This is a genomic window from Staphylococcus kloosii (assembly GCF_003019255.1).
GTDB classification, from domain to species: domain Bacteria; phylum Bacillota; class Bacilli; order Staphylococcales; family Staphylococcaceae; genus Staphylococcus; species Staphylococcus kloosii.
On the sequence record NZ_CP027846.1, the window covers coordinates 988147 to 1004463 of the forward strand.

The following is a 16317-nucleotide window of genomic DNA, read 5'->3' on the forward strand; positions in this document are numbered from 1 at the left end:
TAATTGAAGGAGGTAGGACGATGGTCGATTTAACACCATTTTGGATTTCAATTAAAGTAGCAGTCATTAGTACGATCATCGTTTTCTTCATAGGTATCATAGTTGCAAGATGGTTGTATAGTAGACATGGTATAATCGCTAGGTTATTGGAAAGTATTGTTGTGCTACCTATTGTGTTACCGCCGACGGTTATGGGTTTTATATTGCTTATAATCTTTTCACCTAAAAGTCCTGTCGGTCAGTTTTTTAGTCATGTATTACACATACCTGTCGTGTTTACTATGACAGGTGCAATCATTGCCTCTATTATTGTAAGCTTCCCATTAATGTATCAACATACAGTCCAAGGTTTTAGAGGTATTGATAAAAAGATGTTGAATACTGCGCGTACGATGGGAGCAAGTGAAAATAAAATTTTTACACAACTCATCTTACCTTTATCAAAGCGTTCTATCTTATCTGGTGTAATGATGAGTTTTGCGAGAGGTATTGGCGAATTCGGTGCTACTTTGATGGTAGCTGGGTACATTCCAAATAAGACAAATACGTTGCCATTAGAAATTTATTTCTTAGTGGAACAAGGTAAAGAAAATCAAGCTTGGTTATGGGTGCTTGTGTTAGTTGCTTTCGCAATAACGATAATCGGCACAATCAATGTCTTGAACAAAGAACGTTATTTGGAGGGTGATTAGATGCTTACTATTAAATTAAAACATCAGCTAAAAGACACTCCAATAACAATTGATATTAATGATCAAAAACCTAAAATATATGCTTTAAGAGGCCCGTCTGGCATAGGTAAAACAACCGTATTAAATATGATTGCAGGTTTAAGACAACCTAACGAAGCATTTATTAAAGTGAATAATAACGTGTTAACAGATACTGAAACTAATGTGAATGTTAAAATTCAGCAACGTAATATAGGTTATTTATTTCAAGATTATCAATTATTTCCTAATATGAATGTCTTGAAAAATATAACCTTTATGACTCCATATTCGAGACATATCGAAGACTTAATGTCAGAACTGAATATAACGCATTTAGTTGAGCAATATCCGTATACATTATCTGGTGGTGAGTCTCAACGTGTGGCATTAGCACGTACACTGAGTACAAAACCAGATTTAATATTGTTAGATGAACCATTCTCTAGTTTAGATGATTATACTAAAGATGAAAGTATAAAAATCGTCAACAATGTGTTTGAAGAATGGCAAATACCTATAATATTCGTGACACATTCAAATTATGAAGCAGAACAATTAGCGCATGAAATTATTACATTTGGTAATTAAGCGCATTGCATAAACAAATATAAATCCCTTTACTTATTATCGAGTGAAGGGATTTTTAGGATTATTTATTGTGTTCTGATTTTAATACGTTGTTGATCGCAGCCACCATTTTTTTGGCTTTGGAATAATTGATATACCACATAAAGAAATAAATGATGTTAAAAATAAACGTAAACATTAAAATAGCGGAGATATATAATGGATACCAACCAAACAAAATAGCTATCGGTAAAAATTTAAGTCTATTTGAACACGGATAAATATATTGCACAATAATATATAGATGAATGGAGTTATTTATTAGATGAACGGTATTGATTTACTTATAAAATTCAGGTTCAATACGACTTTTAACCATTTTAAAATGATTGTGACTCACCATAGATAGATTTATAATGGATGTAATGTATTTAAGAGAGGACAATTACAGTGGATAATAATCGTTATTCAAGACAAATACTATTCAAAGGTATCGGTCAAGAGGGACAAACTTTAATAGCACAGGCCCACGTCACTATTGTAGGTATGGGGGCTTTAGGATCACATCTTGCCGAAGGTTTAGTAAGAGCGGGTATTGGTGAATTAACAATAGTAGATAGAGATTATATAGAAGAAAGTAATTTACAGCGACAAACGTTGTATTCTGCAAATGATGCGGTTGAAGCGTTACCTAAAGTTATCGCAGCAGAACAAGCATTGCATGCTATTAATAAGGACGTAACGATTAACACATTTATTGAACAAGTTGATTATGCATTTTTAGAAGAACATAGTCGTGAAGTAAATTTAATTTTAGATGCTACTGATAATTTTGACACTAGAATGTTAATCAATGATTTTGCCTTTAAAAATAATATTCCTTGGATATACGGTGGTGTCGTACAAAGCACTTATGTTGAAGTGCCATTTATATCAGGGGAGACACCTTGCTTTAACTGCTTATTACCACAACTTCCTGCGATTAATTTAACATGTGATACGGTAGGCGTAATTCAACCTGCAGTCACAATGACGACGAGTTTACAACTGAGGGATGCACTTAAAATTATTACGGGTAATGATGTTCCAGCAAAGTATACCTATGGAGATATTTGGAATGGAGAACATCACGTGTTTGGTTTTAGTCGTATGTCTGATAATGGTTGTCATACATGTGGCGCAAAACCGACGTTTCCACATTTAAATAAGCAAGCACATGAGTATGCTTCATTATGTGGTAGGGATACGGTGCAATATCAAAATAAACATATTTCCCAGGAAATGTTAGTAAACTTTTTAGTAAAAAATAATATTGATTATAAATCAAACGATTATCTTATTATGTTTCGTTATGATGGGTATCGCTTAGTCAATTTTCAAGACGGCAGATTTCTGATTCATAATATGTCACAAGCGAGTGAAGCGGCAAAACTGATGAATAAATTATTTGGATAAAATGGGGGCGTAGTTATGCATAGTGATATTAAATTAACACGTAAAATACAAAGTGCAGTGTTGACGATTTCTGATACGAGAGATTATAAGACGGATAAAAGTGGTCAATTGATTAAGTCTTTACTTGCAGAAGAAAATGTTGAAGTTAGAGACGAAGCTTACAAAATTGTCAAAGATGAACCACAAGCTATAAAGTCTCAAATTGAAGAATGGTTAAAGTCTGACGTTGACGTCATTATTACTACAGGTGGTACTGGTATATCTCCGCGAGATATTACTATAGAAACAGTGCGACCATTATTTACGAAAGAAATAGAAGGTTTTGGTGAATTGTTTAGGTATTTAAGCTATACCGAAGATGTAGGTACAAAAGCATTATTATCTAGAGCTATTGCAGGTACGGTGAAGGATAAATTAATATTTTGTCTACCAGGTTCTTCCGGCGCAGTGAAATTAGCGTTAAATAAATTAATTAAGCCTGAATTGAATCATTTAGTACATGAATTAACAAAATAATTGGGCATGATGTAACCATTATTATTTAAATATTTACACTGCCCAATATAGATACTATTGTTTACGCGTATAGTCACCTGATTTGCCGCCAGTTTTTGAAGAAAGGTAAGTTTCGCCGATAACCATACCTTTATCTAAAGCTTTTGTCATGTCGTACACGGTTAATGCCACAACAGACGCAGCTGTCAAAGCTTCCATTTCAACACCAGTTTTACCTGTAGTAGAAACTGAAGTTGTAATATTAAGTGTATAATCATCGTCGTTAGTAACCCAGTCAAAACTAACATCGATGCCACTTAAAGGTAAGGGATGGCACATTGGTATGATTGTTGATGTGTTTTTGGCAGCCATGACGCCAGCAATTTGAGCCGTATTAAGCACGTTACCTTTTTGGTTGGTATGTTCCACGATTTGTTGGTAAATATCGGTATTAACAGTAATGCTAGAATGTGCAATAGCAGTACGTTTTGTATCGCTTTTGTCCGACACATCTACCATCTTTGCATTACCTTGTTCATTAATATGTGTGAAATTTGACATAATATACCTCCTAAACAATTCATAGTATAACATGGAGCAAATAAGAAAGGGGATTAAGAATGACAGTAGAAAAAAGAAATCCAATTGCAGTAAAAGAAGCAATAGCGCGAGTGATGAAACAAGACATTACAATGCCTACAATAGAAGTACCTTTGCAACAAAGTTTGGATCATGTGCTAGCGCAAGACATTATAGCGACTTACGATATACCGAGATTCAATAAATCACCTTATGACGGCTTTGCAATTAGGAGTGAGGATTCAGTCGATGCAAGTGGAGAACATCGCGTTGAATTTAAAGTTATTGATCACATTGGCGCTGGTTCAGTTTCTGATAAAAGGTTAGGAACTAACGAGGCAGTTAGAATAATGACAGGTGCTGAATTACCTCAAGGTGCCGATGCCGTAGTTATGTTGGAACAAACAGTAGAAAAAGAAAGTTCATTTACTATTAGAAAGCCATTTGAATCATATGAAAATGTATCGTTAAAAGGCGAAGAGACAACTACTGGTGATATTGTCTTGAAAAAAGGGCAACATCTTAATGCAGGTGGTATCGCTGTTTTAGCTACATATGGTTATCAAGATGTTACTGTTTATAAAAAACCTAGCGTCGCCATTATAGCTACTGGTAGTGAATTGTTGGACGTCAGCGATGAACTTGAACCGGGTAAAATTCGTAATTCAAATGGCCCAATGATACAAGCCTTAGCAACTAAAGTTGGTTTAGAGATAGAAACATATAAAATACAACAAGATGATTTAGCAAGCAGCATTCAAGTAGTTAAAGAAGCCAAAAACAAACATGATATGGTGATTACTACAGGCGGAGTGTCAGTTGGAGATTTTGATTATTTACCTGCGATTTATGAAGCATTAGATGCCAAAGTTTTATTTAATAAAGTTGCAATGCGTCCAGGTAGCGTAACGACTGTGGCTGTAGCAGATAATACTTATTTATTTGGTTTATCTGGCAATCCATCTGCTTGTTTTACGGGTTTTGAATTATTTGTAAAACCTGCCCTTAATAAGATGACAGGTGCGAATGCTTGTTATCCGCAAATTGTTAAAGCGACATTAATGGAAGACTTTACAAAACCAAACCCATTTAGTCGTTTTATCAGAGCAAAAGCAACCTTTACAGGTGGTGAGATGACAGCTGTACCGTCTGGGTTTAATAAATCTGGTGCAGTTGTTGCTATAGCACATAGTAATGCAATGATTATGTTGCCTGGTGGTACGAGAGGTTATAAAAAAGGTCGTACGGTTGATGTTATTTTGACCGAATCATCTAGTTACGAAGAGGAATTATTATTATGATTTTGCAAATTGTCGGTTATAAAGATTCGGGTAAAACAACATTGATGAGCTATACAATTAAACTGTTAAAATCCTTTGATTTAAAAGTTGCTACAATTAAAAATCATGGTCATGGTGGTGAAATAACGCTACAAGATAGCAATGTCGACCATATGAAACATTTTTCTGCTGGCGCTGATCAAAGCATTGTTCAAGGAGAAAATTATCGTCAAACAGTAACTAATGTAGCAAAACAAAATCTTAAGGAACTCATTGCTGAATCTGTTACAATAGACAGTGACATAATCTTAGTAGAAGGTTTTAAAGAAGCTCCGTATGATAAAGTTATCGTCTATCAAAACCAAGCAGATTATCATAAGTTAACACAATTATCTAACGTGCAATATCATATTAATTTAAGGGAAGAACATGCTTATAAACAATATGAAAGTTGGTTACTTACTTTGCTACGTACAAAAGGACTGATTGAATGAAACAGTTTGAAGTCACAAATACGCCCATTCAAACTGAGCAATATAGAGAATTTGTAGTGGACGCTACAAAAGGTGCTGCTGTTGTATTTACTGGCCATGTAAGAGAATGGACAAAAGGCATTAAAACTGAGTATTTAGAATATGAAGCGTACGTACCGATGGTAGAAAAGAAACTCGCGCAAATAGGCGATGAAATTACTGCACGTTGGCCAGAGTCAAGGACGGCGATTGTTCACAGAATTGGTGCATTAAATATCTCTGACATCGCAGTATTGATTGCAGTGTCTTCACCTCATAGAAGAGATGCCTATGAAGCAAATGAATATGCTATAGAACGCATCAAAGAAATTGTCCCTATTTGGAAAAAAGAAATATGGGAAGATGGTGCCGAATGGCAAGGTCATCAAAGAGGTTATCATGAAGATGCAATTGAAGGAGGCTAGGAATGAAAGTCTTATATTTTGCAGAAATAAAAGAAATTTTAGCTAAACAGTCTGAAGAAATAGCTTTAGATAGTACATTGACTGTCGAACAACTTAAAATTAATTTACTTGAACAATATCCAGTATTAAAAAATAAAACTTATCAAGTAGCCGTTAATGAAGAATTTGTTAAAGACGATGCCATCGTAGAACAAAATGATACGGTTGCGTTGATACCACCAGTTAGCGGAGGTTAATATAGAGATGAAAGCAATAATCCTTGCCGGTGGGCGTTCAGAAAGATTTGGCGCTCAAAAAGCATTTGCAGAAATACAAGGTCAGTATTTTTACCAACGCATCATAGATGTGCTTGAAGCAACAAACATGTTTAATAAAATAATCATTAGTACAAACGAAGAATTAGCGCCAAAATTTGATTATAGTGATGTCGTCGTAGACGCGCCGCAATATAAAGATAAGGGTCCATTGGCAGGACTTTGCACAGTCATGAAACAATATGACGATGAGTTATTTTTCGTAGTATCTGTTGATACACCTATGATTTCTAAAAAAGCAATTAGCAAACTTTATCAATTTATGGTAGCGCATTTAATAGAAGATAAATTAGATATAGCAGGTTTTATCGCTGACAATTATCCAATTCCGACAATAGCATTTTATAGTCCTAAAACATTACAATATATTGAACAAGCTTTAAATTCTGATGATTATAGCTTCAAAAATGTCTATAACCAAGTAGACCATGCTTGGTTAAACGTTGAAGATATTGATGCACCAGAATATTGGTTTAAAAATATTAATTATCAACAAGATTTGGACTCTTTAGAACAAGTGTTAAATAAATAAGGAGGTCCTTAAAATGGTTGAACAAATAACTGATAAATTAGGTAGACCGATTCGAGACTTAAGATTATCAGTTACCGATCGGTGTAACTTTCGTTGTGACTATTGCATGCCGAAAGAAATATTTGGAGATGACTATGTCTTTCTCCCAAAAGATGAATTATTAACTTTTGACGAGATGACTCGTATTGCAGAAGTCTATACGCAACTTGGAGTGAAGAAAATACGCATTACTGGTGGGGAACCACTAATGCGCAGAGATTTATATAAGTTAATAGAACAGTTGTCACAAATAGATGCCATCGAAGATATAGGTTTAACTACAAATGGATTACTGTTAAAAAAGCACGGGCAAAATTTATACGATGCAGGTTTAAGAAGAATAAATGTGAGTCTTGATGCGATTGATGACAAAGTCTTTCAAAATATAAATAACCGTAATATTAAAGCAAGTACGATATTGGACCAAATTGATTATGCTGTTAGTATTGGATTCCATGTTAAAGTGAACGTGGTTATTCAAAAAGGTGTGAACGACGATCAAATTATTCCAATGATTGAATACTTTAAAGATAAAGACATTGAAATACGTTTTATTGAATTTATGGACGTAGGTAATGATAACGGCTGGGATTTTAGTAAAGTCGTTACTAAAGATGAAATGCTATCAACCGTGGAACAACATTTTGATATTGCACCTGTGGAACCTAAATATTATGGTGAAGTTGCTAAATATTACCGACATTTAGACAATGGGGCGAAATTTGGCTTGATAACGAGTGTATCTCAATCGTTCTGTTCAACTTGCACACGAGCAAGACTATCATCAGATGGTAAATTTTACGGTTGTTTATTTAGTGAAATCGATGGTTTCAATGTGAAATCTTTTTTACGTTCAGGTGCAACCGATTCAGAACTTAAAGAGCAATTTAAAGCATTATGGAACATTCGAGATGATCGTTATTCAGATGAACGAACTGAACAAACAGTTGCTAATCGTAAACGTAAGAAAATTAATATGAACTACATTGGAGGTTAGTTAAAAGACTAATCTTTCAAAAGTATAAACTTTTTAATCTCACAATAATCTATTGTGAGATTTTTATATTTAAATTTAAAAACTATTAAAGTAATAATTTAAAGATAATAAAAAACCACTGAGGTTGAATAAATGAATGATAAATAAGCGTTAATCTTTAATATCTTTAATTTAAAATCTAAATGAGTAATTTAAATAACAACTTAAAAGTTATAGATTTAAAGAAGGAATTGTTATATAATATTTCAAAAGCATAAGACTATATATAAAGCCATTTAAACATTAAAACAACAACTAGAATAAACGTAGGAGGCTTGATCAAAATATGGAAAGTAAAGTAAAGCAATTCATCGAATCCGAAAAAGCACTGAGCCAACTTAAACATTGGCTTAAAACGACCCAAAGTTTATCTATGGAAGAATTTGTAGTGCTGTATAAAGTTTATGAGGCACAAAAAATTAGTGGTAAAGTATTAAGGGATACTTTACATTTTGAAATGCTGTGGGATACAAGTAAGATTGATGTTATTATACGTAAAATTTATAAAAAAGAACTCATTTCAAAAATTCGCTCAGATTCGGATGAACGACAAGTATTTTATTACTTTGATGAAAAGCAAAGTGAATTACTCAGCCATATAACGGCGGCTATCGAAACTTCACAAATGGCAAACTAATAAAAAGGTTAGGTATAATGAATGTGATCATTCACGTATACCTAACCTTTTTTAATTAATATTGTGTTTTAACTTTACGTCCATGGACGAATAAATAAATAATTGCGGTAACGAGTGCTACTATTGCCATAATGCCGTATAACTGTGCAAATGACACAGCAGAAGTTACGAATCCTAATACATACGGACCGAAGCCTAAACCAAGGTCTAAACCTATAAAGTAAGTAGATGTTGCGATCCCATATTTTGTAGGAGGGGACACTTTAATTGCGATTGCTTGCATACTTGAAGAAATATTACCGTAACCACAACCAAGTAAAAGTCCAGCTATAATAAGTAACCAACCTGAATTTGTAAAGCATAGTGCAACGAATGTTAATATTAAACAAATGAAAGCAGGGTAAACAACGACGTTTTCATTTTTGTCATCCATCATACGACCAGCAACAGGTCTTGTGATTAACGAAGCAATAGCATAGAAAATAAAGAAGTAACTTGCTAATGTTACTAAATGAATTTCTTCAGCGTAAAATTGTAAAAACGTAAGTATTGAAGAATAAGTTAAACCAGTGATTAACATAATAATGGCAACTGGAATTGCTTCTTTTCCAATATAATTGTTAATATTAAATTTTTTCTTACTTTGTGTATCTTTAGTAGGCTCATCTTTTGTTGTTTCAAATTGTAAATTAATAAAGAATGATACTGCGAAACTAACGATGCCACATATTAAACAAATAAAGAATAATAATTCAACTGGGAAAGCATTAATTAATAATAAACCAAAGAATGGTCCTATAGCGGCACCTAATACTAAACTTAATGAGAATAAGCTAATACCTTCGCTTTTACGTTCTTGAGGCGTTACATAAGCTGCGATTGTACCAGTTGCGGTAGTTGTAACACCTGTTGCGATTCCGTTAATAACACGTGTAATCATTAATACTGTTAATGAACCCTCAATAAAATATAATAATTGAGAAACGATTAAAAATATTAAGCCGATTAGTAATATTCGTTTCGGCCCAACTTTATTTACATATTTACCTGTTACAAATCTACCTATGAGTGATCCAATAATAAAAAGACCTGATACTAATCCGGCTATACTATCTGATGCGTGGTATTCAGACTTTGTATAACTTGCTATAATTACAATTAATAAATACATACATAGGTAAACTAAAAAGTTTGTTAAAAAGTTAATGTTAAAACTTTTAGTCCATATTGGTGATTTTAGAGCACCTTGTTCTACTTGTTGCACTATTATTCCTCCTCTAATTTAGCTAATTGTTCGTGTAATGCCAATACAGTTTTAATAGTGATATCGGCTTCTTCTGCAGTAATACCTGATCGTTCGACGATGTTACCTTGAATACGGTCAAATTGTTTACTCATATCCTCAAATAATTCAGCACCTGCTTTTGAAAGAGTTAAAATGCGTTCTCTTTTATCATTACCTTGCCTTATCGTTAACAAAGATTTGTCCGACAGCACTTTTAATATTTTACGTGTTGTCGGTTTTTCGATTGCTCTTCTTTTAGATATTTGGACTAATGTTGTCGGTTCGTTAAGTGCAATATCTTTTAACACAAGCCATTGAGCTGAAAATAAGTCATACTCTTCAAAAATTGGTTGAAATAATTTTACATATGGTCGATATATACCTGTTAAACTATCAAATAATTTTTTTGTATTCATAGGCACCTCTCAAATAGTTAGCTTAGCTAACTTTATTTACAACGTTTACTATTCTAATGCAATTTTGAAAATAAATCAATAGTTAAATACAAATTTTTAATTAAATTAGTATTATGTTTTTTTGAAGGAGAAATTACTATAAACTGTAAATAAGCATTGGTGTTTTTCGGGTATTAGTAAAATACGAGTAATGAGAGAAGTCATTTGTTAATATAGAATTAAATAAAATTAAGGGGTTTTTCCATGAATCTTAAACTTGATCATTTCGTGCACTATATAAATAATTTATCAGAGTTTAAATATCCTGGGGAATTATTAACATTATATAATGGGGGACGTCATGAACGTTTTGGTACGTTCAATCGACTAGCTTATATATCGAACGCTTACATAGAATTATTAGATATCTATAATAAAGAAACTTTATTAAAAATATGTAAAACAGACGAGGGCAGAGTTGCCTTTCCTTCAAAATTAATTCAAGACAATTATAAACAAGGATTAAAAACGCTCGCTTTTAGTACAGATGATATTGACTATTTAAAGTTAGAATTAGAATCTAAGGGTATTGATATTATTGGTCCAGTTAAAATGAACCGTGTTGATGCAAAGGGTAATAAAATAGAATGGCAACTATTGTACATTAATGAACTAGATGAAAAAGTTAAACCGCCATTTTTTATACAATGGGATGAACCGGATGAAGTGAGAGAAAAGAAATTAGCACCATATAGGCAAAATGAATTTACAGTTAAAAGAGTGCGCATTGGATGCGAAAATAGAAAGATTACTGCCGCTAAATGGAGACAGTGGTACGAAATGATTGTCGTCAACGATGATGATGACGTCACGGAGTTACAATTACCAAATGATAATGTGATTTATGAATTTTACAATAGTGATAATCCTAAATATGAAAAAATAGTCTTGCATGATAGCAAGACTACTGCGCCATATACGTTAATAATTAGAGGTCTACATTATCTTTTTGAGGCTGATTAATAGATGTACTGATAAGCACTATGTGCGATGATGAATATATGCAAGAGTGCTAATATAAGTGTTATAATAGCACAGTATGTTGCCACTTTAGTAGTACGTATTAATAAAAAGAATAAGGATAATATAAATGTCAACGCAGCGAGTATAACGCGTAAACTAAAATTGTTAATCGTTAATGGATTAGCTAATGTATGGACAACAATTATAAAATTTATAATAAATAATAAACTGAGGATAATTATTCTCATGGTAAACCTTCTTTAATTAGTATTTACTTCATTATATCAAAAGACGATGTTATACGTGAAAGATTGAATTGTGCGTTGTATAATTAAAGAACTGTAAAGATAAAGGAGACAGAGATATGGAAAAGATGAATATTACAAATCAACAACATGATGCATTTGTGAAAAGTCATCCAAATGGGGATTTACTTCAATTAACAAAATGGGCCGAAACAAAAAAATTAACAGGCTGGTATTCTAAGCGTATCGCTGTCGGTGAAAATGGTAAAATCGTAGGTGTAGGGCAATTATTGTTCAAAAAAGTACCTAAATTACCTTACACGTTATGTTATATCTCAAGAGGATTTGTCACTGATTATTCGAATAAATTAGCTTTAGAAGCATTATTAGAAAATGCGATGCAAGTGGCTAAAGATGAAAAAGCTTATGCAATTAAAATAGACCCAGACGTAGAAGTAGATAAAGGCGTTGATGCATTACGCAACTTAAAATCACTAGGTTTTAAACATAAAGGCTTCAAACAAGGATTATCAAAAGACTATATTCAACCTAGAATGACAATGATTACTCCAATAGATAAAGATGATGAATCACTTATTCAAAGTTTTGAACGTAGAAACCGTTCTAAAGTTAGATTAGCATTAAAACGCGGTACAAAAGTTGAAAAGTCAGATAGAGCAGGTTTAGAAACTTTTGCGAATCTAATGAAAATAACTGGTGAAAGAGATGGCTTTTTAACAAGGGATATCTCATATTTCCAAAATATCTATGATGCATTACATGACGATGGAGACGCCGAATTGTTTTTAGTTAAGCTTGAACCTAAACCAGTCTTAAAAGAACTAAGACAAGACATGGATGACTTAGATCAAGAAATTGTTAAACTAACTGAGAAAAAACAAGATAAAAAAACTTTAAACAAAATAAAAGATGCTGGTAACAAAAAAGATAAAACACAAGCATTAATTGATGACCTAGAACGGTTAGAAGCTACGCATCCTGATGGTATATATCTATCAGGCGCATTATTAATGTTCTCAGGAGAAAAGGCTTATTATTTATACGGTGCGTCATCAAATGAATTTAGAGACTTTTTACCAAACCATCACATGCAGTTTGCAATGATGCAATATGCGAGAGAACGTGGTGCCAAAACTTATGATTTTGGTGGTACTGACAATGATCCTGATAAAGATTCAGATCATTATGGTTTATGGACCTTTAAAAAAGTATGGGGAACTTATTTAAGTGAAAAGATCGGAGAATTCGATTACGTGCTAAATAAACCACTTTACCAAATTATTGAAAATGTTAAACCACGCTTAACAAAAGCTAAAATCGCACTTTCTAGAAAACTTAAAAGAAAATAATTTACTACATTGCTGTCGACACAAAGGACCTGTCGGCAGTTTTTTGTGACAAAAGTGAGTTATAACAATAAATTTTCATATTGAAGAAGAGTTTTAATAATTAATAATTTAAGGTAACTTAATGAATTTATAACTATAAATATAATGCGTAAAATTATTTGCATTAATTTTTAAAATTGAAATTATTATTGTTTGATTTATGGTAAATTATTACTAAATTGATATTTTGATGGGGGATTAAGTTAATGATAAAGAAACTGCTACAGTTCTCACTGGGAAACAAATTTGCCATATTTCTAATGGTACTGCTAGTTATTCTCGGTGGTATTTATTCGAGTGTAAAACTTAAACAAGAATTATTACCAGATGTTGAGCCACCTATGATGACAATACAGACTTCTGTACCTGGTGCTACACCAACTGCAGTTAAAGACGATGTCAGTGATAAGATTGATGATCAAATACGATCAATGGCAGATGTTAAAAATGTTAGTGCTGAATCTATTCAAAATGCTTCTATGGTAACTGTGGAGTATGAAGATAGTACAGATATGGATAAAGCCGAAAATGATTTGAAAAAAGAACTGGATAAAATAAAGTTTAAAAGTGGCGTCAAAGAGCCAGAAATAACACGTAACTCAATGGACGCTTTTCCTATAGTTGCCTATTCTTTCACTAACAAGGAAGATAACCTTAAAGAGGCAACAAAAAAAATAAATCAACACTTAATACCTAAATTACAACAAGTTAAAGGCGTTCAAAATGCGCAAGTTAATGGACAAACGAAACGTGAAGTCTCAATTAAATTTGATAAAGCAAAACTTAGTAAAAATCATTTAACCGAGCAAGATGTGCAGAAATATATTAAGAATGCTACAAGTCAGACACCATTAGGGTTATTCCAATTTGATGATACTGATAAATCAGTTGTTGTAGATGGCAAATATAAATCGGTCGATGCTTTGAAAAATTTAACTATTCCGCAACAAAGTGCTGCTAGTGGTGCGAGTAGCGCTGGTGGACAACAAGCTAGTGAGATGATGTCACAGCAATCAAGTGGAGATGATGATTCATCTTCATCAGTTAAATTAAAAGATATCGCAGACGTGAAGTTAGGTGATACGCGAGAAAGTATCTCTAAAACGAATGGTAAAGATGCATTAAATGTTCAAATTACAAAAGCTCAAGATGCGAATACTGTACAAGTTGCTGATGACGTAAGAGATAAAATTAATGACTTTAAAAAACAAAATCCTGATATGGAATCGCATATCGTATTAGATACTGCTAAACCTATTAAAGATTCATTACACACAATGATTAATAAAGCATTATTAGGTACTATTGTAGCTATTATCGTTATCTTACTTTTCTTAAGAAATATAAGAATGACGACGATCTCAATCGTATCGATACCAATGTCTATTCTCATAGCAATGATTGCATTGAAGCTCTCTGATATATCATTAAATATATTAACACTAGGGGCTTTAACTGTTGCTATTGGAAGGGTTATCGACGATTCAATCGTAGTAGTGGAAAATATTTATCGACGACTCTCCGATAAAAATGAACAATTAGTTAAAGATGATTTAATTATTAGTGCTACAAAAGAAGTATTTAAACCTATTTTGTCATCAACGATTGTGACGATTATAGTCTTTTTACCGCTTGCTTTTGTAAGTGGTTCAGTTGGGGAAATGTTTAGACCATTTGCTTTAGCTATCACATTTAGTTTATTGGCATCATTATTAGTGTCAATTACAATTGTGCCGGCATTAGGGTCTACTTATTTTAAAAAAGGACTAAAACGTAAAAAAGAAAAATCACTTGGTATAGTTGGATCCAATTATCGTAAAGTTTTATCTTGGTCATTAAATCATAAATGGATTGTATTAATTTTAAGTACAGTTATTTTGATTTCAAGTATAGTACTGGGCGCGGCTAAAATAGGTACAAGCTATATTTCAACTGGTGATGACAAATATATGGCGCTGACTTATACACCAAAACCTGGTGAAACGGAAGGTAAAGTTTTAGATCATGCCGAGCAAGTACAAAAGTATTTAAACCATAAAGGTAAAGTTAAAACAGTTCAATATTCCGTTGGAGGACCTTCGCCAACTGATCCAACAGGTAGTACGAATAGTTTAGCGTTAATGGTGCAATATGATTCTAATACGCCTAATTTTGATGAAGAGCCGGATAAAGTGTTAAAACATATTGGTAAATATAAACATCCTGGTGAATGGGGTAACCAAGATATGGGTACTGGTGGCAGTAACAATAAAATTGAAATTGATGTTACTGGACCTTCTTTAGCTAAAATTAAAGGTACTGTTAATAAAATCGAAGACACTATGCAAAAAGAACATGGTATTGCTAATGTAAAATCTGATTTATCACAAACATATGAACAATACAACGTAAACGTAGATCATAATAAAGCTGCTAAGCAAGGTATTACAGCTTCGCAATTAGCAATGACACTTAATCAAAATACACCGGACCAAACTGTAACTACAGTTAAAGATGGTGGTAAAAATGTTAACGTTAAAATTAAGCAAGACAAAGTAACAGACTGGAGTAAAGAAAAATTAGAAAATACTAAAGTACCATCACAAACGGGCAAAGAAGTTAAACTAAGTGATATTGCTAGTTTGGAAAAAACGTCTACACCAAATAAAATTAAGACAGAAGCTGGAGATTATACATCAACAGTATCTGGTAAAGTAACAAGTAGTAATGTTGGTGGTATTTCACAAAAAATGATTTCTAAAGTGAATAAAATGGATAAACCTAACAGTGTGAAAGTGAATGTTGGTGGCGCCAATGATGATATTGGTAATGCTATCACACAATTAACTTTAGCGATGTTAGCGGCAATCATTATTGTTTATTTAGTATTAGTACTTACTTTCAAAGGTGCCTTAGCGCCATTTACAATTTTATTCTCATTACCATTTACTGTAATCGGGGTCGTATTAGCTTTAGTTATTACAGGAGAAACTTTATCTGTACCAAGTATGATTGGTATGTTAATGCTCATAGGTATTGTAGTAACTAATGCTATCGTACTTATTGATAGAGTAATTAATAATGAAAAATCTGGTATGCCTATGAAAGAAGCGTTGATTGAAGCTGGTGGCACACGTATAAGACCAATTCTAATGACTGCATTAGCAACAATCGGTGCGTTATTACCAATGTTGTTTGGTAAAGATAGTTCGATGCTTATTTCAAAAGGAATGGCAGCGACTGTTATAGGTGGCTTGATTTCTTCTACATTATTAACTTTAATCGTAGTTCCTGTTATATACGAAATATTAATGACGATGAGAAATAAACTAAAACGTAAATTTAATAAATAAATAACAAGAGGTTAAAACGATGACGTTTTAACCTCTTGTTTAAG

Annotated in this window: 19 protein-coding genes; 14 read left to right on the top strand and 5 right to left on the bottom strand. The window is 32.8% G+C overall.

What is annotated here, in order from left to right:
• Positions 1-20: 20 nt before the first annotated feature.
• Both modB and C7J89_RS04695 read left to right on the top strand, forming a co-directional pair.
• Complete coding sequence (modB, locus tag C7J89_RS04690; protein WP_061853508.1) at positions 21-692, top strand: molybdate ABC transporter permease subunit; 672 nt, start codon at positions 21-23, stop codon at positions 690-692.
• Positions 693-1301, top strand: coding sequence for an ATP-binding cassette domain-containing protein (locus C7J89_RS04695; RefSeq protein ID WP_103295428.1), 609 nt, complete (start codon positions 693-695; stop codon positions 1299-1301).
• Between the two features lie 61 nt (positions 1302-1362).
• On the opposite strand, the gene C7J89_RS13570 is transcribed toward C7J89_RS04695, so the two are convergent.
• Positions 1363-1572 (bottom strand): DUF3021 family protein, encoded by a 210-nt coding sequence (locus tag C7J89_RS13570; protein WP_158260842.1) that lies wholly within the window; start codon positions 1570-1572, stop codon positions 1363-1365.
• A 158-nt stretch (positions 1573-1730) separates the two neighbouring features.
• Between C7J89_RS13570 and C7J89_RS04705 the strand changes: the two genes are divergently transcribed.
• Complete coding sequence (locus C7J89_RS04705) at positions 1731-2735, top strand: ThiF family adenylyltransferase (protein ID WP_103295430.1); 1005 nt, start codon at positions 1731-1733, stop codon at positions 2733-2735.
• Positions 2736-2750: 15 nt separating this feature from the next.
• A complete protein-coding gene (locus tag C7J89_RS04710; RefSeq protein WP_103295431.1) occupies positions 2751-3251 on the top strand; it encodes a MogA/MoaB family molybdenum cofactor biosynthesis protein in 501 nt (166 codons plus the stop codon).
• A gap of 54 nt (positions 3252-3305) precedes the next feature.
• On the opposite strand, the gene moaC is transcribed toward C7J89_RS04710, so the two are convergent.
• A complete protein-coding gene (moaC, locus tag C7J89_RS04715) occupies positions 3306-3791 on the bottom strand; it encodes a cyclic pyranopterin monophosphate synthase MoaC (RefSeq protein WP_103295432.1) in 486 nt (161 codons plus the stop codon).
• Positions 3792-3850: 59 nt separating this feature from the next.
• On the opposite strand from moaC, the gene C7J89_RS04720 reads away from it, so the two are divergent.
• The 7 genes from C7J89_RS04720 (at position 3851) to C7J89_RS04750 (ending at position 8584) form a co-directional block, all read left to right on the top strand.
• Positions 3851-5110, top strand: coding sequence for a molybdopterin molybdotransferase MoeA (locus C7J89_RS04720; RefSeq protein WP_103295433.1), 1260 nt, complete (start codon positions 3851-3853; stop codon positions 5108-5110).
• The gene (gene mobB / locus C7J89_RS04725) at positions 5107-5583 is read left to right on the top strand and encodes a molybdopterin-guanine dinucleotide biosynthesis protein B (protein ID WP_103295434.1); all 477 of its coding nucleotides are present in this window, start codon (positions 5107-5109) and stop codon (positions 5581-5583) included. The genes C7J89_RS04720 and mobB overlap by 4 nt, the downstream gene beginning before the upstream one ends.
• Positions 5580-6026, top strand: a complete 447-nt coding sequence (locus tag C7J89_RS04730) for a molybdenum cofactor biosynthesis protein MoaE (RefSeq protein ID WP_103295435.1) — start codon at positions 5580-5582, stop codon at positions 6024-6026. The genes mobB and C7J89_RS04730 overlap by 4 nt, the downstream gene beginning before the upstream one ends.
• 2 nt (positions 6027-6028) lie before the next feature.
• Positions 6029-6262 (top strand): molybdopterin converting factor subunit 1, encoded by a 234-nt coding sequence (moaD, locus tag C7J89_RS04735; protein ID WP_061853500.1) that lies wholly within the window; start codon positions 6029-6031, stop codon positions 6260-6262.
• Between the two features lie 7 nt (positions 6263-6269).
• The gene (mobA, locus tag C7J89_RS04740; protein WP_061853499.1) at positions 6270-6872 is read left to right on the top strand and encodes a molybdenum cofactor guanylyltransferase MobA; all 603 of its coding nucleotides are present in this window, start codon (positions 6270-6272) and stop codon (positions 6870-6872) included.
• Between the two features lie 13 nt (positions 6873-6885).
• Entirely contained in the window at positions 6886-7908 is a 1023-nt protein-coding gene (gene moaA / locus C7J89_RS04745) for a GTP 3',8-cyclase MoaA (protein ID WP_103295436.1), read from the top strand.
• Positions 7909-8233: 325 nt separating this feature from the next.
• Complete coding sequence (locus tag C7J89_RS04750) at positions 8234-8584, top strand: transcriptional regulator, SarA/Rot family (protein WP_061853497.1); 351 nt, start codon at positions 8234-8236, stop codon at positions 8582-8584.
• 55 nt (positions 8585-8639) lie between these two features.
• On the opposite strand, the gene C7J89_RS04755 is transcribed toward C7J89_RS04750, so the two are convergent.
• Both C7J89_RS04755 and C7J89_RS04760 read right to left on the bottom strand, forming a co-directional pair.
• Entirely contained in the window at positions 8640-9848 is a 1209-nt protein-coding gene (locus C7J89_RS04755) for an MFS transporter (RefSeq protein ID WP_061853496.1), read from the bottom strand.
• A 2-nt stretch (positions 9849-9850) separates the two neighbouring features.
• Positions 9851-10285, bottom strand: a complete 435-nt coding sequence (locus C7J89_RS04760) for a MarR family winged helix-turn-helix transcriptional regulator (RefSeq protein ID WP_103295437.1) — start codon at positions 10283-10285, stop codon at positions 9851-9853.
• A gap of 243 nt (positions 10286-10528) precedes the next feature.
• Between C7J89_RS04760 and C7J89_RS04765 the strand changes: the two genes are divergently transcribed.
• Positions 10529-11287, top strand: coding sequence for a VOC family protein (locus C7J89_RS04765; protein ID WP_103295438.1), 759 nt, complete (start codon positions 10529-10531; stop codon positions 11285-11287).
• Here the strand turns inward: C7J89_RS04765 and C7J89_RS13400 are convergent.
• Positions 11284-11535 carry a hypothetical protein gene (locus tag C7J89_RS13400; RefSeq protein WP_061853493.1) on the bottom strand — a complete coding sequence of 84 codons (252 nt, stop codon included), beginning with the start codon at positions 11533-11535 and terminating at the stop codon, positions 11284-11286. The two genes, C7J89_RS04765 and C7J89_RS13400, sit on opposite strands and share 4 nt — an antisense overlap.
• 116 nt (positions 11536-11651) lie before the next feature.
• Here C7J89_RS13400 and C7J89_RS04775 point away from each other — a divergent pair, with 116 nt between their 5' ends.
• Both C7J89_RS04775 and C7J89_RS04780 read left to right on the top strand, forming a co-directional pair.
• Complete coding sequence (locus tag C7J89_RS04775; protein ID WP_103295439.1) at positions 11652-12902, top strand: lipid II:glycine glycyltransferase FemX; 1251 nt, start codon at positions 11652-11654, stop codon at positions 12900-12902.
• A gap of 245 nt (positions 12903-13147) precedes the next feature.
• Positions 13148-16273 carry an efflux RND transporter permease subunit gene (locus C7J89_RS04780; protein ID WP_103295881.1) on the top strand — a complete coding sequence of 1042 codons (3126 nt, stop codon included), beginning with the start codon at positions 13148-13150 and terminating at the stop codon, positions 16271-16273.
• Positions 16274-16317 lie beyond the last annotated feature (44 nt).